Source organism: Providencia sp. LY12 (genome assembly GCF_057621555.1).
Genome location: NZ_CM172594.1, coordinates 3,262,541 through 3,282,662 on the forward strand (window position 1 = coordinate 3,262,541; position 20,122 = coordinate 3,282,662).

General features: G+C 43.7%; 16 protein-coding genes. 4 read left to right on the plus strand and 12 right to left on the minus strand.

The genetic code is table 11. The features are described 5' to 3' along the window. Positions 1-37: 37 nt before the first annotated feature. Entirely contained in the window at positions 38-1,708 is a 1,671-nt protein-coding gene (gene ushA / locus ACY3ZI_RS15690) for a bifunctional UDP-sugar hydrolase/5'-nucleotidase UshA (protein ID WP_036952517.1), read from the minus strand. 283 nt (positions 1,709-1,991) lie between these two features. Between ushA and ACY3ZI_RS15695 the strand changes: the two genes are divergently transcribed. Beyond that, positions 1,992-3,206 carry an MFS transporter gene (locus tag ACY3ZI_RS15695; protein ID WP_249215531.1) on the plus strand — a complete coding sequence of 405 codons (1,215 nt, stop codon included), beginning with the start codon at positions 1,992-1,994 and terminating at the stop codon, positions 3,204-3,206. Positions 3,207-3,502: 296 nt separating this feature from the next. Further along, the gene (ybaL, locus tag ACY3ZI_RS15700; protein WP_036952523.1) at positions 3,503-5,251 is read left to right on the plus strand and encodes a YbaL family putative K(+) efflux transporter; all 1,749 of its coding nucleotides are present in this window, start codon (positions 3,503-3,505) and stop codon (positions 5,249-5,251) included. Between the two features lie 74 nt (positions 5,252-5,325). Here the strand turns inward: ybaL and ACY3ZI_RS15705 are convergent, their stop codons facing one another. The 4 genes from ACY3ZI_RS15705 to ACY3ZI_RS15720 all read right to left on the minus strand — a co-directional run bounded on the left by ACY3ZI_RS15705 (position 5,326) and on the right by ACY3ZI_RS15720 (position 9,232). Beyond that, entirely contained in the window at positions 5,326-5,679 is a 354-nt protein-coding gene (locus ACY3ZI_RS15705; protein WP_036952526.1) for a DUF1937 family protein, read from the minus strand. A 114-nt stretch (positions 5,680-5,793) separates the two neighbouring features. Next, positions 5,794-6,570: a DeoR/GlpR family DNA-binding transcription regulator gene (locus ACY3ZI_RS15710; RefSeq protein WP_051422679.1), complete on the minus strand. Its 777-nt coding sequence runs from the start codon at positions 6,568-6,570 to the stop codon at positions 5,794-5,796. A gap of 35 nt (positions 6,571-6,605) precedes the next feature. Next, complete coding sequence (locus ACY3ZI_RS15715; protein WP_211887794.1) at positions 6,606-7,835, minus strand: NAD(P)/FAD-dependent oxidoreductase; 1,230 nt, start codon at positions 7,833-7,835, stop codon at positions 6,606-6,608. Beyond that, positions 7,832-9,232 carry an NAD(P)/FAD-dependent oxidoreductase gene (locus tag ACY3ZI_RS15720; protein WP_211887793.1) on the minus strand — a complete coding sequence of 467 codons (1,401 nt, stop codon included), beginning with the start codon at positions 9,230-9,232 and terminating at the stop codon, positions 7,832-7,834. The genes ACY3ZI_RS15715 and ACY3ZI_RS15720 overlap by 4 nt, the downstream gene beginning before the upstream one ends. 242 nt (positions 9,233-9,474) lie before the next feature. Between ACY3ZI_RS15720 and ACY3ZI_RS15725 the strand changes: the two genes are divergently transcribed. Both ACY3ZI_RS15725 and eutH read left to right on the plus strand, forming a co-directional pair. Continuing rightward, positions 9,475-10,914 (plus strand): FGGY family carbohydrate kinase, encoded by a 1,440-nt coding sequence (locus ACY3ZI_RS15725; RefSeq protein ID WP_036952535.1) that lies wholly within the window; start codon positions 9,475-9,477, stop codon positions 10,912-10,914. A gap of 35 nt (positions 10,915-10,949) precedes the next feature. Beyond that, a complete protein-coding gene (eutH, locus tag ACY3ZI_RS15730; RefSeq protein ID WP_036952538.1) occupies positions 10,950-12,200 on the plus strand; it encodes an ethanolamine utilization protein EutH in 1,251 nt (416 codons plus the stop codon). A gap of 73 nt (positions 12,201-12,273) precedes the next feature. Here eutH and ACY3ZI_RS15735 read toward each other — a convergent pair whose 3' ends face one another. The 7 genes from ACY3ZI_RS15735 to ACY3ZI_RS15765 form a co-directional block, all read right to left on the minus strand. Next, positions 12,274-13,587: an inosine/guanosine kinase gene (locus tag ACY3ZI_RS15735; protein ID WP_036952541.1), complete on the minus strand. Its 1,314-nt coding sequence runs from the start codon at positions 13,585-13,587 to the stop codon at positions 12,274-12,276. Between the two features lie 108 nt (positions 13,588-13,695). After that, positions 13,696-14,823 (minus strand): LPS O-antigen length regulator Wzz(fepE), encoded by a 1,128-nt coding sequence (gene wzz(fepE) / locus ACY3ZI_RS15740; protein ID WP_211887792.1) that lies wholly within the window; start codon positions 14,821-14,823, stop codon positions 13,696-13,698. A gap of 108 nt (positions 14,824-14,931) precedes the next feature. After that, positions 14,932-15,909, minus strand: coding sequence for a ferrochelatase (gene hemH, locus ACY3ZI_RS15745; RefSeq protein WP_211887791.1), 978 nt, complete (start codon positions 15,907-15,909; stop codon positions 14,932-14,934). A 124-nt stretch (positions 15,910-16,033) separates the two neighbouring features. After that, complete coding sequence (gene adk, locus ACY3ZI_RS15750; protein WP_036952549.1) at positions 16,034-16,678, minus strand: adenylate kinase; 645 nt, start codon at positions 16,676-16,678, stop codon at positions 16,034-16,036. A 192-nt stretch (positions 16,679-16,870) separates the two neighbouring features. After that, complete coding sequence (gene htpG / locus ACY3ZI_RS15755; RefSeq protein ID WP_487375480.1) at positions 16,871-18,745, minus strand: molecular chaperone HtpG; 1,875 nt, start codon at positions 18,743-18,745, stop codon at positions 16,871-16,873. Positions 18,746-19,167: 422 nt separating this feature from the next. Further along, positions 19,168-19,767 (minus strand): recombination mediator RecR, encoded by a 600-nt coding sequence (gene recR, locus ACY3ZI_RS15760; protein WP_211887788.1) that lies wholly within the window; start codon positions 19,765-19,767, stop codon positions 19,168-19,170. Further along, the gene (locus ACY3ZI_RS15765; RefSeq protein WP_006659291.1) at positions 19,767-20,096 is read right to left on the minus strand and encodes a YbaB/EbfC family nucleoid-associated protein; all 330 of its coding nucleotides are present in this window, start codon (positions 20,094-20,096) and stop codon (positions 19,767-19,769) included. The genes recR and ACY3ZI_RS15765 overlap by 1 nt, the downstream gene beginning before the upstream one ends. Positions 20,097-20,122 lie beyond the last annotated feature (26 nt).

Sequence of the window (20,122 nt, forward strand, 5' to 3'; positions counted from 1 at the left end):
AGCCCCAATAAAGGGGCTTTTTCATACTTATCACCGATTATTTATTTTTATAAACAATCTCGCCTTTTGGCTCGTAATCAGCAGCTTTTAATGGAGAATGTTTCTCAATATAGCCTTTGAGCACTTCCGCATCCACAAAACCGGTGTTGACGTAGTTTGGATGATTATCGATAGCTGGATAACCGTCACCGCCAATCGCGTTGAAGTTTAATGTCGCCATACGGTAAGTTTTGTTCTTATCGACGGGTTTGCCATCAATCTTCACGTCGCTGATTGTGCCATCGGCATTCAGAGTCAGGCTCACATTATAGAACTGACCGTAAGCACCTGAGTCAGGTTTCATGTTAGCGACCGCTTGCAGATACGGCAGAACCTCTTCGCCTTTAAAGTCCACATACACTAATTCGTTAGCAAATGGCTGAACTTTCAGGACATCTTTATAGGTAATATCGCCGCTTTCGATGGAATCACGCACGCCGCCGCCGCTCATGATGGCAAAATCAGCCCCTGCACGCTCTTTTTGAGCCGCCAGTAGTAAATGCCCCATATTGGTTTGCTCAAAGCGCACTTTATTACGGTCACCCACCAGCTTGCCTTCCACTGAACCGACTTTCACGCCTAATTGCTGGTCGCCTTTATCTTGATAAGGGGTTAGCAATTTTGTCATTTCAGGGTTATGCGCAATTTCCTGTGTGTAGTAGACGTAATCCGATGAACCGTCGTCTTTCTTCACTTTTTTCTTCAGGTTAATTGGGATCAGCTGATAGTGTTTTAAGGTGAATTTACCGTTTTTGAATTCAAAGTCGGCACGACCTACATATTTACCCCACTCATGGGCTTGAACAATCCAGGTGCCATTTTGGTTGTCTGGCGCACATGGCGTTCCTGGCACATAGTCTTCTTGCTTGTAGTTTTTGTTCTCTTGAGACATACAAACAGGGTCTTGTGAGTGACCACCCACTATCATATCTAAATAGCCCGCGGGTAAGCTGCGCGCCATTTCCACATCCCCCGGTGCGTTAGAACCGTGGTTACCATCATCGTAGTGCCCCATATGGGTTGCCGCGATAATAATGTCTGGTTTCTCAGTCGCGCGTAGCTCTTCCACCACTTTTTTGGCTTCAGCGGCAGGGACTCGGAATTCAACATCAGGGAAGTTCGCAGGGTTACCGATTTTCGCGGTATCGTCAGTTGTTAAGCCTAAAACAGCAATTTTTACACCTTGCTTATCAAAGACTTGATAAGGTTTAAACAGACGTTTACCTGTGCTGGTTTGATAAATGTTGGCAGATAAGAATGGGAACGTTGCCCATTTTTCTTGCTGCTTGAGGACTTCTAGCGGGTTATCAAATTCGTGGTTACCAAGTGCCATCGCATCGTAGCCTACCAAATTCATCCCTTTAAAATCAGGCTCAGCATCTTGCAAATCAGACTCTGGTACACCGGTATTAATATCCCCACCAGAGAGTAATAAAACACTGCCGCCTTGCTTCGCCACTTCGTCACGAATTTCATCAACCACGGTTTTTTGTGCCGCTAATCCATACTCACCTTTTTCATTGTGCCAAAAATGACCATGATGATCGTTAGTATGCAAAATAGTGATGTTGTAGGTTTTATCTTTTTCCCACGCATTTGCCATCGCTGCGGGTAACAGCGCTAACGAGACAGTTAATGCGCATGCGGATGCCTTAAATGTCAGTTTCATACATTCTCCCTGCTGGTATAGAAATCTCTACCGATTACGTAGTTTTTTATGCGTAATAAGCTTATGAGTTAATAAGCCATGTGTTAATAGACTCAGTCTTATAGCATAAAAATGACGGCAAGATCTGAGCGGCTATGCACAAACAGAACGCTGTTACAAAGAAATGAGATCTGGATCGACTAATATTTTCCATCAATTTACCCATGCCACTCATATTGCCATTTAAATAATTTCTATATTAGTTATATTGGTTACAATTACGCAACAAACTAAAGTGATGATCATGAGTGAGCAAACAGCAGCGAATGGCGGCGCCAAACCCGCCAATAAAACGGGAAAAACCGTTTTCAGTATCCTGACGGCAATCAGTGTCTCTCATTTACTAAATGACATGATCCAGTCGCTAATATTAGCGATTTATCCCTTATTACAATCTGATTTTTCCCTTAGCTTCGCTCAAATTGGGATGATCACCCTCACTTACCAAGTCACGGCATCACTTTTACAGCCGATTATTGGTTATTACACGGATAAACACCCTCAACCCTATTCCTTACCGATAGGCATGAGCTTTACCTTGTCGGGCTTACTGCTATTAGCGATGGCAGAAACCTTCCCAACCATCTTGATAGCCGCTGCGTTAGTGGGTACTGGCTCTTCTGTCTTCCATCCTGAATCATCAAGAGTCGCACGGATGGCATCTGGTGGACGCCATGGTTTAGCCCAATCCTTTTTCCAAGTGGGCGGCAACCTCGGAGCATCATTAGGTCCTCTACTTGCCGCACTGATCATTGAACCTTATGGTAAAGGCAACATCGGTTGGTTCTCGTTCGCGGCACTACTCGCCATTATTATTCTTTTGCAAGTTAGCAGTTGGTATAAACAGCAGCATCGCGCTGCAAAGAAAAAGCCTGTTATTCACGGAGAAGTTAAAGTACTGCCTCGCAAAGTCGTGGTTGGCTCGCTCAGCGTTTTATTAGTTTTAATTTTCTCAAAGTATTTCTATTTAGCGAGCATTAGCAGCTACTACACTTTCTATTTAATCGATAAGTTTGGTGTTTCAGTACAAAACGCTCAAATTCACTTGTTTGTATTTTTATTCGCCGTTGCGGCGGGTACCATGATTGGTGGTCCTGTTGGCGATAAAATTGGGCGTAAGTATGTTATCTGGTTTTCTATCCTTGGCGTTGCCCCATTTACGTTGATTTTACCTCACGCGTCACTCTTCTGGACGGGCGTCCTGACGGTGATTATCGGGATGATTTTAGCCTCAGCATTCTCGGCTATTTTGGTATACGCACAAGAATTGATCCCAGGTAAAACAGGGATGGTTTCAGGGCTATTCTTTGGTTTAGCCTTTGGTATGGGGGGCGTTGGTGCCGCTGTCTTGGGTCATATTGCTGACCAAACCAGCATTGAGCAAGTTTATCAATATTGTGCCTTTCTACCATTATTGGGTATTTTTACTGTATTGTTACCAAATATAAACAATAAATAGGCTTATTACCTTATTTTATCCATACTTATGTTTTTATAAGTATGGATAACCCTTCCTTTATTTCACAAAAGACTTCCATAAAAACGACTAAAATAAAAAGCTTGTAACGATTTAGCCCTATCAGCTCGATTTTTTTTTAGAAACTAGGCAATTTTTTAAAGAAATTTGTTTTCAAAACCGCTAAAATAGATAAACACGCAATTTGTATTTCAAAATGGTGATTAACGTCATCAACATTTTGAAAGCCAAAGGCATGTACCCACCTTTTTATTCATAAACAAACCAGAGGAGACTTAATGGAGCATTCAACGCCCTTAATTACAACCATTGTTGGTGGTCTCGCCCTTGCATATATATTAGGCATGCTCGCGCAGCGCTTAAAAATTTCACCACTTGTCGGTTATCTTGCCGCGGGTGTGTTAGCGGGTCCTTTTACCCCCGGTTTTGTTGCAGACACCACCCTAGCCCCTGAACTCGCTGAAATCGGGGTTATTCTTTTGATGTTTGGTGTTGGTCTACATTTCTCATTGAAAGATTTATTAGCCGTAAAAGCAATTGCCATCCCCGGCGCCATCGCTCAAATAGCCGTCGCGACTTTATTAGGTCTTGGCTTATCGATGTTATTCGGTTGGGGCGTATTTACGGGAATTGTCTTTGGTCTCTGTCTGTCAACAGCAAGTACCGTTGTATTACTACGTGCACTTGAAGAGCGGCAACTCATTGAAAGTCAACGCGGGCAAATCGCTATTGGCTGGTTAATCGTTGAAGATTTAGCCATGGTTCTCGCCTTAGTACTGTTACCTGCTGCCGCAGGGATCATGGATAGTAATGAAGCCAGTTTTGGCGAATTAGCCATGAGCCTTGGATGGACAATAGGTAAAGTCGTTGCCTTTATCGTCATTATGATTGTCATCGGGCGAAAAGTTATCCCATGGATTTTATCTCGCACAGCATCAACAGGTTCTCGTGAACTGTTTACGCTTGCGGTTTTAGCGCTTGCATTAGGTATCGCCTATGCTGCTGTCGCGATTTTTGACGCTTCCTTCGCATTAGGCGCATTCTTCGCAGGCATGGTGCTGAATGAATCAGAGCTGAGCCATCGTGCGGCTCAGGACACTTTACCGCTACGCGATGCGTTTGCAGTACTGTTCTTCGTGTCTGTCGGGATGTTATTCGACCCAGTGGTTCTCATTGAGCAACCGTTAGGGATCATCGCTGTTCTCGGTATCATTATTATTGGTAAATCTGCCGCCGCGCTGGTGCTCGTACGCATGTTTGGGCACTCACGCCGTACCGCATTAACCATTTCTGTCAGCTTGGCTCAAATTGGTGAGTTTGCCTTTATTTTGGCGGGAATGGGTCTGGCACTCGGGGTAATGGATAAAGACGCTCAAAACTTGGTATTAGCCGGTGCGATTGTCTCTATCATGCTAAACCCAGTGTTATTCAGCCTGTTGGATAAATATCTGGAAAAAACCGAGACCATCGAAGAGCAGCTTCTGGAAGAAACACTGGAAGAAGAGACTCAGATCCCAGTGGATATTTGTGGTCATGCAGTGATAGTTGGTTACGGTCGCGTTGGTGGCATGCTGGCTGATAAACTGCGTCGTCGTGAAATCCCACTGGTTGTGGTTGAAGATACCCGTGCACGCTTTGAAGAGCTGGCTGAAAATGGTTTCAGTGCCATCTTAGGTAATGGTGCTAGTAAAGATATCCTAAGCCTTGCCCGTATTGAATGTGCAAAATCCCTGTTACTAACCATTCCAAACGGTTATGAAGCAGGTGAAATTGTGGCTACCGCCAAAGAGCTGAATCCGAATATCACCGTGGTCGTACGCGCCCACTATGATGATGAAGTCAGCTTTATTAGAGAACGCGGTGCAGACCACATTATTATTGGTGAACATGAGATTGCAAAATCTATCACCACGTTAATGTGCAATGATGTGGCTGAATTTGGTTGTGCTATCCCAGATGATAAGGATAAAGATAATCACAACCCAGATGGCAAAAATTTGGATGAGTATCTAAAACCGAGCCACTAAGTTCAGTGTCAATTAAGTTCATTTTTAATTGAAAACAAAAAAGCCGTAACTGATTAACGTTACGGCTTTTTTTATTATGAATTCAGCATTTGTTCAGCAAATTCACTGTCAGTCCACACAGGTAAACCTTTATCTTTGAAGAATTGAATTTCTGCGGCAACACCACCACTTTTTTCCCATCCCGCCAGCGTCAGAACAATCAAACCATCGCAACGCTTTAAAAATTCCATATCAATCGCTGACCATGCCACTTTTTGCCCTTGCGAAGCTAAGTACTGATTGATCGGGTGAGTCATGGTAATTTGGCTATAGGTTGCAATTCCTTTAAGCGCTAATTCCGCTGCATATTGGGTACAAGCTTGAAAACGCATTTCCACAACATTGCTATCAGGATCAGAATATGGGCACGCAATAAAATAAAGTTTCATTTTAATTCCTAGTGTCGTATTTAACGAATTTTGAGCAAAGTAATCCTATGAAAAATAAATGAATTATTTTCCATAGGGTATAAATTAAATGGGTAATGCTTTGATTTTTATGGCTTACAGAATATCTGCAATAATAATTTTGGTTTTCGGGCGTTTTTTATTTTCAGCTAATTTAAAGTCTTTAGTGGTAGTAATGAGATAATCAATATTATCCCACCCAGCCACAAAGTTAATCGCATGCTTATGGGCTTTTGTTCCATCAGCTAACACCATCAGCTTATCACTGTTTTCCTGCATTTTTTGTGCAATGGCAGCCTCATCAACGTGTTGATCCATCACACCATGCTGAGGATGAAAAGCGCCAGCGCCGATAACCGCATAATCTGCGAAAAATTCCGTAATATTCTTTAATGCGATTGCGCCTAAGCAGGCATTTTGTGCCGCATTAAATTGCCCACCAATCAAAATCGTTTCGATGGTAGGGTTTTCCTGCAATGTACTCGCTAACAACGGTGAGTTTGTTATCACCGTTATATTATCAATCGACTTAATGCGTTGGCTAAACTCAAAGGTCGTCGTACCAAAATCAATAAACAGTGTGTCTCCGGGCTTAATTAATTCCGCCGCTTTTGCTGCTATCGCTTTCTTTTCATCAACCGCAGCTTGCGCTCGTTCTGTAAAATTACGCTCAAATTTAGACTGAATATTGACAGCCCCACCGTGAACTTTCTTTAATAATTTTTGAGTTTCAAGCTTACTCAGATCACGGCGGATAGTTTCTTGCGCCACATTAAAATGCGTTGCAAGCTCCTGTACATACACCTGACCTTGAGTCGATAACATCTCAATGATGGTTTGGTGTCGTACTTTTGAGGAGCGTCCCTCACACATAGTTTAATCCTTCTGACCATTTAACATTTCCAGCACTATACAACAGTGACAGTAATTTCAGTAGCACTCGCTTGGATTTTTGTTAAATCGATATTTTTCAGCAAAATACGACGAGTCGGTAAGCAGCGACGATGCTTTTCATACAGCACGGTATTACCTGCCATCACACGGATTGTTCCCGTTATCGCCATGTTGACTTGAATATTGAAATCCACATTTTTCGCCGTATTTTCGGACATGTTGATGCATGCAGGTACCGTAAAACGAATTGGCTCAGCAAATCGAATCGGCAATCTATTTCCTTGCTGTACATCCGTTTGATGGTGATTGGCTAATAAATCATCTGCAATATACCCGCCGGTGATCTCACCTTCTTGGTAGCACTGATCCCCCATATCCGCAGGGTGCAGCATGTTACCCGCCGCGTAATAACTACCATCAGAACAGCGGCTATGCTGGTCAGTAACAGGTTTGCCTGTACTAGCCTCAAAATTCAGGTGGCTTTTACGAATTAACGTATTTTCGCCCACAAAGCCCCCGGTAAAAATCACAGAGTCGCACTCAATTTTGCGTATTTGCCCTGCAGTTTCCACCATCACATATTCGACTCTTTCTAAACCGCCAATTTCGGTGATTTTGCTATTCACATATACTGGGGTTCCCATGGCTTTAGCAAACAATGAAGCCGGCTTGAATGCCAGAATTCGTTCGCCACTTTCAATCATGGCTTTCGCTTTTACGCCCGCATTTTTTAATGTCCATAATGCAGAGAAACTGACTAACTCACTGCCAACGATCACTGGGTTCAAACACGGTTTTTGCCCTTTTAAATAGACAAATTGTTGTAGCGCACCCGCAGTTAAAATACCTTGAGGGCGCAAGCCAGAAACTAAGCGTGGGTGACGTGGTGTTTCGCGAACGCCTGTTGCAATCAAAATGCGTTTACCGCGCATCTCAACCACGCCATCAGGAGTTGTGACTGTTAAAGTGCCATTAGGTTGTAATTGCGTCACAGTACAACGCGTTAGTATTGGTGTATCCCCTAAATTATTAACAATTTTTTCCGCAAACAGGTTGCCTTTCATTGGGCGTTTAAACACTAACAAACCGAAAGTGGGATGTTGGCAATGACGAGGAACACCACCTGCATGGGCTTCACGCTCTAAAATCGCAATATTATGAATACCACGGCGACGTAATGTTTGTGCTGCCGCGATACCCGCCGGCCCTGAGCCAATAATGATCACATCGTAATTTAAGCTCATTTCACTGCCTCCACCGCTAAGGTATTGTCAAAGCGACCGTTAATAATTTCAGCGACCTGACTGCTACAATAAAAACCGTTACAACGCCCCATCATGACGCGAGTTCGACGACGAAGTGCGCCTAAACATTCTGGTGGAATGTCAGAATCAAACGCGGCTTCAATTTCTCGTTGAGTCACTAATTCACAATGGCACACAATGCCGCCATTATTTTTACATTGGTAATCACGTTCATCATATTCAGAGAGCATCGGCATCTTAGGCCAAATTAATTCAGTTGGCGGTGATAGCTCAAATAATGCGTCAAAATTCTCTTGGTAAAGTTTCCCTAAGTGATTGGCGACCCCCAACGCTGCCGTTAAGCCCGTTGAGCGAATTCCCCCAGCACATATCCACTGCTTTTCGGGATAATCATTAATTCGATAATATTTTTCTTCCGTGGCGGGGCGTAATCCGGCATAGGTGGCCGTCACGCTGTAATTATGCAGTGATGGCAACATGCGTGAGCCTTGGTCGATTAAAGCTTGCAAGACCTCTTGCTTCACTTCCGCTTTCCAGCGGTCTTGCTGTTCTTCCGCTGTTGGGCCTAACAATAAGTTACCGAAAATGGTCTTCGATAACAGAACACCTTTAGTAATCGCGGTGGGTACTGGCAAAATGATCGCATTGATATCTGCCGCTGCTGCTTTGTCGTATACCAAAAATTGACCTTTACGCGGTTTAATCTCAAATGGTGATGGGTGGCAGATAGATTCCACGATATCCCCATTAATACCGGCACAGTTAATCACTAATCGGGCAGAAAACTCACCTTTTGATGTGGATAATGTCCAAATTCCCGCATTTAGCTCACCCGCAGTCACTTCACAATGAAATTGGTACTCTGCACCGTGTTTTACGGCTTGAGTTAAATACGCCAGTGGCGTGCTCCATGGATCAATTACCGATTCACCCGGAACTTCAACCGCTGCCAGCGCACCCTCCGCTAAATGAGGTTCTCGACGATAAAGCTCTTCTTTATCTATTATTCCCACATCCATGACGTTGTTAGTGTGTGCTTGCTCTACAATACCCGGCAGCTTATTGAGCTGCTCTTCGTTCCAAGCCACGACTAACGCGCCTGTTTTGAGTAACGGTAAATTCATTTTTTCTCTAATATCAATGAATTCCTGATACCCATCTTGCATGCATTCCAATTCTAATGTCCCTGGTGTGGCATCAAAACCGGTATGTAACAACGCGCTATTTGCTTTACTTGCTCCTGATAAAATATCGCCACCACGCTCTAACAGCAGAGTTTTAGCGCCCATCAATGTGAATTTTCGGGTCACTGCACAGCCAATGACACCCCCGCCGATGACAATGACATCCCACATTTTTTTATTATTAGCATTCATGGCTGAAATCCTTAATATAAAACTTGGACACATAAAACCACATAATTCCCACAACCTCAATACATAAAACAACACAAATCACAATAACACTCCAAAAACTTCTCACATTGTTATCTTATTGTGACAGTTCTCACATTCACAGAAGTTATTGTGAGTTTTTTGTGGATTTTATTTCCGATTAAACGATAGTAAGCAAAAAAACAAACCTATTTACAACATTTATAACACTGGGAAATTCAGCGATGCTCAATCAACGTTATGCCGCTATCGATCAGGGAACAACGGGAACCCGGGTCGTCGTCTTTGAAGAAGGCGGCCATTACCATTCCCCGATGAGTATTCCACACAAGCAAATCACCTTAAACAGTGGTTGGGTTGAGCACGATCCTGAAGAGATCCTAACGAACATCATCAAGTGTCTAAATAGTTGTGAAGTTGTTGATGCTATTGGTATTTGTCATCAAGGCGAAAGTATTGTTGCGTGGGATGCTCAGACCAAGCGCCCCCTTTATAACGCGATTGTTTGGCAAGATCTGCGTACTGAAAAAACCATCCAGCAGCTTAAAGATGCGGGGCTTGAGCCGCTTGTCCAATCAAAATCGGGACTACCCTTAGACCCTTATTTTTCAGCCAGTAAAATGGGATGGATTCTGGAGAATGTGGTAGGGGCTAAATCCCTTGCGGATAAAAACCGCCTACGCATAGGCACTATGGATGCATTTTTCCTTGACCGTTTATGCGATGTTTTTGTGACGGATTATAACTCCGCATCACGTACCTCTTTACTCAACATTCATACCCTCGAGTGGGATCCACAGCTGTGTGAAATTTTTGGGGTGCCAATCCACTGTTTGCCACCGCTGCGTGACAATATCGGTGACTTTGGTGCTGTCAATCTCGACGGGCATCTCACGCCAGTGACCGCCATTATTGTCGACCAATTTGCTGGAACATTTGGTCATGGTTGCCGCCAAAAAGGAGATGCCAAGATTACCTTTGGTACTGGCGCCTTCTTGCAAGCCTTGACGGGGAGCGATATCCCACAAACTCATCAAAGCGGATTGTTACCCACACTTTGCTGGAAATTCCCAGGTGAAGCCCCTGTTTTCGGTTTAGATGGTGGTGTGTATAACGCCGCCTCAGCAATCAACTGGGCACGTAAAATCGGCCTATTTGAGGATTTTGATGAACTTTCAGATTTTCGTGATGAACCCGCGATTAAACGTGGTTTAGCGTTTGTACCTGCACTTTCAGGCTTAGGCTGTCCTTATTGGGATCGCAGCGCTGCCGGCTTATGGGCGGGACTCTCATTAGATACCGATAAGAAAGATATGATGCAGTCGGTCTTAGAAGGAATAGCCGCCCGCTCCGCCGAAGTTATTTTCGCAATGGAGAAAATCTCTCCATTAGGTCAGTCCATTTCAGTCGATGGAGGGTTATCGTCAAATCAGTACTTTAAGCAGTTTTTAGCCAATTTATTACAAAAAAATATTGAAGCACCAGCAAATCGTGAAGTCACAGCACTCGGGGCTGCCTTGCTTGCTCGTAAAGGTTTGGGAATAAGCCATGAAATGGCGATACGACGCAACACCAGTGTCACGCGCCCAGACGGCACCAACATGCAAGGCGTAATGGAACAGTATCGCGACATTATTGCCCGTTCTCGCCAGCTAAGAAATTAATTCTTCCAACAATAAAAAAGAAAGGAAACCCTACTATGGCCGAATTCGGAAACTATATTATCTACTTAATCATGTGCGGCGCCGTGATTGGCGCTGTTGCATCGATTGTCAGACCTGCCAGCGACCTCGGAAAAGAGTTTGTAAACGGTATTTTTTCTATTGGTCCCGTGTTTCTCGCTCAAGCAGGGATCATGGCTGCCGTTCCGCTACTTTCACAATTGATATCTTACATCTTAGGACCAGTATTTAGCTCTGTTGGCTCTGATGTTTCTATCGCAGCACTATCCATTATCGCGGTAGATATGGGCGGATATCAGTTAGCAGACGCCTTAACGACGAATCGCGATATGTGGATCACTGCGATGTTGATCGGTTATACCTCTGGGGCAACCATTGTTTATCTGATCCCCGTTGGTTTAACGATGTTAAATCGTAAAGATCACAAATATTTAGCCTTAGGGGCAATGGCAGGATTGATCTCAATCCCATTCGGGGTATTGGCTTCATTGCTGTTGATCACACTGAATAATATCCCTGTTCGCGATATTATTTCGACTAACTCCCCAGCCACTCATCAACTCACCCTTGATTTCTTGACGATGCTGCAATATTTAATGCCGCTATTCGTTTTCTGTTTCTTGCTGGCTGCGGGATTAAAATATCGTCCAATGCTAATGGTTACGGGCTTTCTGATCTTCGGTAAGATCATGGATGCATTCGTGAAATTAGTATTAGCCTTCTCCATTGTGGAACATTTTACCGGCGTATTTAGTAAAGTCTTTGGGGCTTGGGGATTCGATCCACTATTTGCCGATCAAAATGAGTTATTCCGTGCGATCGAGATTGCAGGTTATATCGGGATCATGCTCGCAGGTACATTCCCTATCTGTTACCTGTTCCAACGTTACTGCAAGCCACTAGTCAGCGCACTCAGCCGCCGATTAAAACTGAGCGATACAGGTTCTCTGGGTTTCATCATGGTGATGGCAAATATCATTGCAACTTACCACTTATTCAAAGAAATGCGTGCAAGGGATAAAGTGTTGTGCGTAGCCTTTGGGGTCTGTGCTCAAGCGACGATTGGCGACCACTTAGCCTTTACCGCAAACTTCCAACCCACATTGGTGCTACCAATTCTGTTAGGTAAATTAGTGGGCGGTTTCTTAGCGGTATTTATTGCGATTAAAATCTCTGTTCCACAAGCGATGCGCTATGAACAAGAAGATGAGAAAGCGGTTGAGGCGGTTAAAGCTGAGCACCCTGCGGGGATCGCCAAAGAAGCGTAATAGTTAGCATCATGATAAAAACAAAAACACCTCATTCGAGGTGTTTTTTTATTTCAGCATTACTTATTCCAAGTTAGCGATCCCAATAGGACTCTTCTAAGCTATCTTCTTTTTCTGGTAGCCCGCGAGTTAAGCGCGGTGAATGCTGAGAAAGCACTTGATAACTTACACGGTTCGCATACTTACACACCTGTGCCAGTGAGGAATAAGTGAGATATTGACGCTCGTGCTTACTGGAATTAGGCACATTTGAACGGTGATAAGAGTTCGCCGTAATATCATGCAGTAACGCAGATAAAGCTCCATCACCCGCACCATTGGTGTTCATGATTTTTTCGGGACCGCCCATATAAGGTTCAATATGAGAGAAAATGCGACGCGGTTGTTTGCAATCTTGCATGCGCATCGCGCGGCTAAATTCATACAGGTTAAATTCAGCAATTGCTCCCGGCAGTAATGGGTGCTGAGTTTTACGTTTATATTCTTCTTCCGTAAAGCCTGCCATATACAGCCCTGAAGGTCCTGCTGTACACAGAACAAGGTCAACCCAATCCAGCGCCATATTAGATGCCAATAGGGGATCACTAAAACCGGTTAATTCCAAGGCTTCATCTTCGTTCATGGCGACTACTGAGACATGATCTTTAAGGAAATCACGCCAGAATTGCGGGTCTTGAGCGATAACAAACTTGGTTCCCAATGTCAGTACCACGGGAACATTATGTTTTTTCGCATAATGGATAGCTTGCATCGTCGCATCCGGCATGGTTTCCCCCGGCTTACAACGCACTAAATAAGCCGTTAATACCAGCGCTGATGCGCCTGCAATAATCTCTTCAGGAATGCTATCGGGGTGTAAGCGGTTCATATGCCCCGGGCTAATAGCAAACGTACGTTCACCGTTATCAGTCACGAGCGTAAAACAACGCCCGATAGGGCCATCTACCCCTTGTAGGTAGTTTAGATCCATACGGCTTGAAGTATGGCATAGGTAGCGATAAGCATAACTACCAATCTGAATATTGTTGCACATCGTGCCCAATAAGACGGAGCGGTCATCGGCTAAGACAGAGTAATTGTGAAGTGTATTCCCTATTGTGCCGCCTGCAAACTCATGGGTGATCAGTTTCTTATCGGTGAGCTCTTTGTAGAGCGCTTCAGCCGCATCGTCTTCGATAACTAAAGAGTGACCTTTACTTAATTGATAACGTTCAATAAATTCATCATCAATTTTGGCTTCAATATCGACGAGCGTTTGGTCGATACCCACAATATACGATTTGCAGTTTTCATCGTCAGAGAGCATCTCTTTCATCGGTTGTAAAAGAGGATCTCTGAGAGAGACGGGAAAGTAATGTTTAGATTTGCGTTGACCGGGGAATTTCATATTGGGAACATTAAAAAAGGAACATTTCCGTATTCTAACACGATAAAACAAAACCGGCACCCTTCGATAAAAAGGTGCCGGTTAGGTATTTATAACGCTTTAGAGTGATTACTTACGGCGAGTATTTTGCTGATTATAGTTACGGTATAGGTCACGACCTAGCACAAACGCACAGCTCATAATAAAGCCAAGAATAGCGCCTAATGCCACGATAAGCATCGATTTAGGTGAGTCTTTAGTAATCGGTAAATCCGGAGTCAGAATAAATCTCACTGGCTCAAACTCTAATTCTTTAGTTGTGAGTGAGTTTAAGTTTTCAATATAGACTTTTGCATTTTGCAGTTTTTCACTGATCAGCGCTAAGTCGCGGTTCTTTAACTCAATCCCCAATTTTTCTTCTAACGCTTCTGAACCTAATGCAATTGGATAATCAGGGTCATCATTAATTGCCACTGAATCTCTTGCGATTGGACGTGTAATTCCAGCGGCTTTCGCGATGGTAATAGCACGTTTTAAACGCTCAATTTTAACGTCATAAGAAATCTGGATTTTGGTGGTATCTTGTTTTAATGCTTCAACGCTATAAATCAGTTGGCGTGCAATCGCATTATCCACTTCAGTTTTCATTCTTTTACGGACAATACTCGCCGTATAACGAATATACCCATCCATTAAATCTTGCGCTTCAACCGCTGTTGGCGCGGTAAATGACAGTACGATGTCGCTATCATCACTGTCTTTTTCTTTACCGTTGTATTTCAGTTTAATCGAATCCGCAATGATACGATTCACTAAACGTTGAACCTCGAGCGGATCATTTTTATTCTCAAGTTTATCAAGTAGTGTTTTAAAATAGTCGGTGCTTTTAACGAAAGCTTCTTGGTTAACTTTAGAGCGGTATTGAACAATAAATTCGTTGTAAATACGCTGAGAACCTAAGTCAACTTCCATGCCTAATGCATTTAAGCGTGCTGAAAATTCATTAGCTTCTTTTACCTCTTCAGACGTTGGCGGGATAATAACCGCTTCACTCGTCCACTTCTGAGGTAACATTTTGACAACCCCAATACTCAGTGCGGTAACAATGACTGTTGCAATAATAATCAATAATTTATTCTTAAACAGAACCGCTATCAACGCCATGAGATCTATTTCATCATTGTGCTGCAATTTATATTGCGGATCTTGCTCTAGCTGTTTTTTTAATTCTGGAGATAAATTGGTTTTTTCAGTCATGTTAATTCCAAACAACGCACTCTAAATTGTACCATTGAATATTGAGGTCATAATTATAGTCAAAATTTAAGTTTTGGATATAACCATTAACCTTCTTTATGAAATTACCTATGAAATCACTCTTTCTAAGTGATTTTTCAGAATTAACTGAATCATATTAATGCTGATATCGCTGTCATTCAGTGCAGGAATATAACGATATTGCTCACCACCATTATGTAAGAAAAATTCTTTATTTTGCTCGCTAATTTCTTCTAATGTTTCTAAACAATCCACCGAAAACCCTGGGCAAACCACTTGCACTGACTTAACACCCTCTGACGGTAACTTTTTCATCGTCTGGTCAGTGTATGGGCTTAACCACGGTTCACGCCCAAATCGAGATTGGTAAGTCATTAACACTCGGTCACTTGGGAATTTCAGGGCTTGCTTTAATAATTCGGTGGTTTGCTCACACTCTTTATCATAAATATCCCCTGAGTCGCAGTAACGCTGCGGGATACCGTGGAAAGAGAGGATCAACCTATCTGGTTCACCGTGTTTAGCAAAACTGGCTTCGATGGATTCCGCTAAGGCTTGAATATACGCGGGATGAGTGGCGTAACTACGGATAAATTGCACCGACGGGATAGTCCGCATAGGTTTAAAAGCGCGAGTGATAGCCTCATAGACGGCAGCCGTCGTGGTGCAGGAATATTGTGGATACAGCGGTAAAACCACTAATTCCGTCACATCTTGCTCAATCAAGCTGTCGATAGCACTCTTTATTGACGGCGAGCCGTAAGTCATTCCCAGCTCAATCGGTGTATTAGGAAAAAATGCAGATAATTTTTCTTTTTGACGCTGTGAATAAACTAATAATGGCGAGCCTTCATCCATCCAAATTGAGCCATAAAGTTTTGCCACTTTGGAAGCGCGGATTGGCAAAATAGCACCATATAAAATAGGCTTCCAAATCAATGGGGAAACATCAATAACACGCGGGTCAGTTAAGAATTCAGCTAAATAGCGTTTAACGGCTGTTGTTGTTGGGGCATCGGGCGTTCCCAAATTTACCAATAGAATTCCATATTTTTTTTCTAACATTAGAACAGCTCCTAATTGATAATTATTCCCAACAATAACAGATTTTAATAACTAATTTTGCCAACTTGTGGCACAAAAAGAAAGGCAGCGATTAACGCTGCCTTTTTATATGATGCGTTAAAAATTAGCCTAAAATTTTTGCTAACTCTGCGCTCACTTCAGTCACTTTACGAGTACCGTCTAACTTGAAGTACTGAGTGCTGCTCGCTTTCGCTTCATTTTGATAGTAAGCGATTAATGGCGCAGTCAGTGCATGATATTCAACTAAACGTTTACGAACCGTGTCTTCTTGGTCGTCTTTACGGATAGTTAATTCATCGCCAGTTACGTCATCTTTGTTTTCAACTTTAGGTGGGTTGAAAGTGACGTGATAAACACGACCTGAAGGTGCGTGAACACGGCGACCAATGATACGTTCAACAATGATTTCGTCAGGAACATCAAATTCTAAAACGTAATCAACGTTGATGCCTGCTTCTTTCATTGCATCCGCTTGAGGAATGGTACGCGGGAACCCATCCAACAAGAAGCCATTGCGACAGTCATCTTGTTTGATGCGCTCTTTCACTAATGCGATAACCAGTTCATCAGTCACTAATTTGCCGTTATCCATCAGCTCTTTAGCTTGTAAACCTAATTCGCTCCCTGATTTTACCGCGGCACGTAGCATGTCGCCGGTTGAAATCTGAGGGATCCCAAACTTCTCCATAATAAATTGAGCTTGAGTGCCCTTACCAGCGCCTGGAGCGCCAAGCAGAATGATACGCATTGCGTAAACCCCTTGCTATTTAGTTTTTTATAATTTGAAAAGAAAACGCTCTACCATACCATTAGCATGGCATCTGACTCAAGAAGACACGTAAACGTTTTCCCATTTATCTTTTTTCGCAAAAGAAAAAAACCACGCAAAAAATCGCTTTTTTACGTGGTTTATGTTCGAAAACGAAAATACCTTAATGGACTACTTTAAAAGTAATTCGTTGATTTTTTTGATAAATAAGTTTGGATCTTCCAGCGTACCGCGCTCTGCCAGTAAAGCTTGATCGAGTAGTACATCCACCCAATCTGCAAACACGCTTTCATCTTCCACTTCAGAGGCTTTTTTCACCAATGCATGGTTCGGGTTTAGCTCGAAGTTATATTTCACTTCTGGCGCCGCTTGACCCGCAGCAGCGAATAATTTCGCCATTTGAGTGCTCATTTCATCCGCATCGGTGGTCACAATGGCTGGTGTATCGGTTAAACGGTGAGTCAATTTAACCTCTTTCACACGGTCGCCCAAGAAGGTTTTCACGCGCTCAACAAATGGCTCTAACTGCTTCTCTGCTTCTTCTTGTTCCACTTTGTTTTCATCCGCTAACTTATCTAATGACTCGTCGGCTTTGCTCACAGATTGGAACTGTTTACCATCAAACTCAGAGAGATAGTTCATCATCCATTCGTCAATGCGATCAGATAACAGCAGAACCTCGATGCCTTTCTTACGGAACAGCTCTAAATGCGGGCTGCTTTTCGCAGCGGCGTAACTATCGGCAGTGATAAAGTAAATCTTATCCTGACCTTCCACCATGCGGCTTACGTAGTCTTCCAGCGAAACATTTTGTACGCTACTATCGTTATGGGTGGTCGCAAAGCGCAGCAGTTTTGCAATCGCTTCACCGTTCCCCATATCTTCCGCAGGACCTTCTTTCATGACCAGACCGAATTGCTGCCAGAAAGTTTGGTATTTCTCTGCATCGTTTTTCGCCAGTTTTTCCAGTGTTTGCAGAACACGTTTTGTCAGTGCACTGCGCAAGTTACGCGTCAGAGCGCTGTCTTGCAGAATTTCACGGGAAACGTTCAACGGTAAATCGTTGGAATCCAATACCCCACGAACGAAACGCAGGTAATTAGGCATAAATTGCTCAGCATCATCCATAATAAAGACGCGTTGAACATACAGTTTTAAACCGTGGCGCTGGTCGCGGTTCCACATATCAAATGGCGCTTGAGATGGAATATACAGCAGGCTGGTATATTCTTGCTTCCCTTCCACACGGTTATGCGCCCAAGTTAGTGGGTCTGCGTAGTCGTGGGAGATATGCTTGTAGAATTCCACATATTCTTCATCCGAAATTTCAGATTTGCTGCGCGTCCACAGTGCTTTCGCTTGGTTGATTTTTTCCCAAGTAACCGTGCCGTCTTCTTCGTTTTTCTCTTCAATTTCAACGGGCAGTGCAATATGGTCAGAATACTTGCTGATAACAGAACGTAAGCGCCAGTTATCTAAAAACTCTTTTTCGTCATCACGTAGATGTAAGGTAATTTCGGTTCCACGATCAGCTTTTTCGATATCTGCGATAGTGTATTCACCTTCGCCAGCCGATTCCCAGAATACCCCTTCGCTCGCATCAGCACCCGCTGCACGGCTGCGTACGGTGACTTTATCGGCAACGATGAATGCGGAGTAGAAACCCACACCGAATTGGCCGATCATTTGGCTATCTTTGACTTGGTCGCTGCCTAATGATTCTAAAAATGATTTAGTGCCTGATTTAGCGATGGTCCCTAAGTTTTCAATCACTTCTTCACGGCTCATACCGATGCCGTTATCACTGATAGTGAGAGTACCTTTGTCTTTGTCTGCGCTAATACGCACACGCAGTTCACCGTCATTTTCATACAGTTCAGGCTTAGATAATGCACGAAAACGCAGTTTATCCGCCGCATCGGATGCGTTGGAAATTAGCTCACGCAGAAAAATTTCTTTGTTTGAGTAAAGAGAGTGGATCATCAACTGGAGCAGTTGTTTGACTTCTGATTGAAACCCACGAGTTTCTTGTCCTTTCATACTCATTAATCGCCTCTATATCATCAATCTAATAGTTAGTTTTGACTTATCGATGGAAACTAATTTGGGGACAAAAAAATAGAATTCAACCACTAACCACAAATTAGCAGCCAAATTAATCTAAACGAAAGGAAATAACCAAAAACTACGATGCTTTTGCTTGGAGGGTTTTGCTTTGCTTTTGAATTTGCTTTTAAAGCCTCACCCCATACCATCCTCTAAATAGTTCAAAGTTGTAGGTAGGCGGCAAGCAAGCTTATCCCTAGGAGCATACTGAAGTATGTGACTAGGGTAAGGTTGTGCAGCCAACACCCCTACAATTTGAAATATGACGAGGATAAGAACAATCCCTAGGAGCATACACAAGTATGTGACTAGGGTTGATGCATGAAGACAACAACGCTACGGCGCAAAGTATGACGAGGACTTTAGAGCCGTTGGCGCCCCGCCAACGAGTGAGAAAGAGTGGTTCCGTCAACCATTTCCAACTCTCCGCCAACAGGCACCCCATGCGCAATCCGGCTCGCCGCCACCCCATACTGCGCACACATCTGCCCAATATAGTTTGCCGTCGCCTCCCCCTCTACTGTCGGGTTGGTCGCCAAAATCACTTCAGAGATGTTTTCCGATGCCAGTCGCTCTTCGAGCCTATCCAGCCCGATATCCATAGGTCCAATACCGTCTAATGGCGACAAATGCCCCATGAGTACGAAATAACGACCCGAGAATTGACCAGTTTGCTCGATAGCGTAGATATCTGCGGGACTTTCCACAACGCAAATCAGCCCATTCTGCTGACGGCGCGGGTTATCGCAGATATTGCAGGTGTCTTGCTCAGTAAATGTGCGGCAGTCGCGGCAATGCCCGATTTCGGACATTGCACGAGTCAGCGACTGAGCCAAACGCATTCCGCCACTACGGTCACGTTGCAGAAGTTGGAAAGCCATTCGCTGCGCTGACTTGGGTCCCACACCGGGGAGACAGCGCAGCGCTTCCATCAATGATTCAAGAAGCGGACTCGTTTGCATTAGAATGGCATCTTAAAGCCTGGTGGCAGTTGCATACCGCTGGATACGCTAGCCATTTTTTCTTTTTGTGTTTCTTCGATACGACGCGCAGCATCGTTGAATGCCGCAGCAATCAAGTCTTCCAGCATATCTTTATCGTCTTCTAACAGGCTAGGATCGATTTCAACACGACGGCAGTTATGTGAACCGTTAATGGTCACTTTGACTAAGCCAGCACCAGATTCGCCAGTAGCTTCGAGTTGAGCGATTTCTTCCTGAACTTTCTGCATTTTATCTTGCATTTGCTGGGCCTGTTTCATCAGGTTACCCAATCCACCTTTACCAAACATAGTTTTCTCTCACAACTGAGGCTACA

Excerpts from the sequence above, each read along its gene's own strand:
- adk (WP_036952549.1), bottom strand. The coding sequence starts at position 16,678 with ATGCGTATCATTCTGCTTGGCGCTCCAGGCGCTGGTAAGGGCACTCAA.
- ACY3ZI_RS15695 (WP_249215531.1), top strand. The coding sequence starts at position 1,992 with ATGAGTGAGCAAACAGCAGCGAATGGCGGCGCCAAACCCGCCAATAAA.
- ACY3ZI_RS15765 (WP_006659291.1), bottom strand. The coding sequence starts at position 20,096 with ATGTTTGGTAAAGGTGGATTGGGTAACCTGATGAAACAGGCCCAGCAA.
- ACY3ZI_RS15710 (WP_051422679.1), bottom strand. The coding sequence starts at position 6,570 with ATGTGTGAGGGACGCTCCTCAAAAGTACGACACCAAACCATCATTGAG.
- hemH (WP_211887791.1), bottom strand. The coding sequence starts at position 15,909 with ATGTTAGAAAAAAAATATGGAATTCTATTGGTAAATTTGGGAACGCCC.
- ACY3ZI_RS15735 (WP_036952541.1), bottom strand. The coding sequence starts at position 13,587 with ATGAAATTCCCCGGTCAACGCAAATCTAAACATTACTTTCCCGTCTCT.
- ACY3ZI_RS15705 (WP_036952526.1), bottom strand. The coding sequence starts at position 5,679 with ATGAAACTTTATTTTATTGCGTGCCCATATTCTGATCCTGATAGCAAT.
- ACY3ZI_RS15715 (WP_211887794.1), bottom strand. The coding sequence starts at position 7,835 with ATGAGCTTAAATTACGATGTGATCATTATTGGCTCAGGGCCGGCGGGT.
- eutH (WP_036952538.1), top strand. The coding sequence starts at position 10,950 with ATGGCCGAATTCGGAAACTATATTATCTACTTAATCATGTGCGGCGCC.
- ybaL (WP_036952523.1), top strand. The coding sequence starts at position 3,503 with ATGGAGCATTCAACGCCCTTAATTACAACCATTGTTGGTGGTCTCGCC.
- recR (WP_211887788.1), bottom strand. The coding sequence starts at position 19,767 with ATGCAAACGAGTCCGCTTCTTGAATCATTGATGGAAGCGCTGCGCTGT.
- ACY3ZI_RS15725 (WP_036952535.1), top strand. The coding sequence starts at position 9,475 with ATGCTCAATCAACGTTATGCCGCTATCGATCAGGGAACAACGGGAACC.
- ACY3ZI_RS15720 (WP_211887793.1), bottom strand. The coding sequence starts at position 9,232 with ATGAATGCTAATAATAAAAAAATGTGGGATGTCATTGTCATCGGCGGG.
- ushA (WP_036952517.1), bottom strand. The coding sequence starts at position 1,708 with ATGAAACTGACATTTAAGGCATCCGCATGCGCATTAACTGTCTCGTTA.
- htpG (WP_487375480.1), bottom strand. The coding sequence starts at position 18,745 with ATGAGTATGAAAGGACAAGAAACTCGTGGGTTTCAATCAGAAGTCAAA.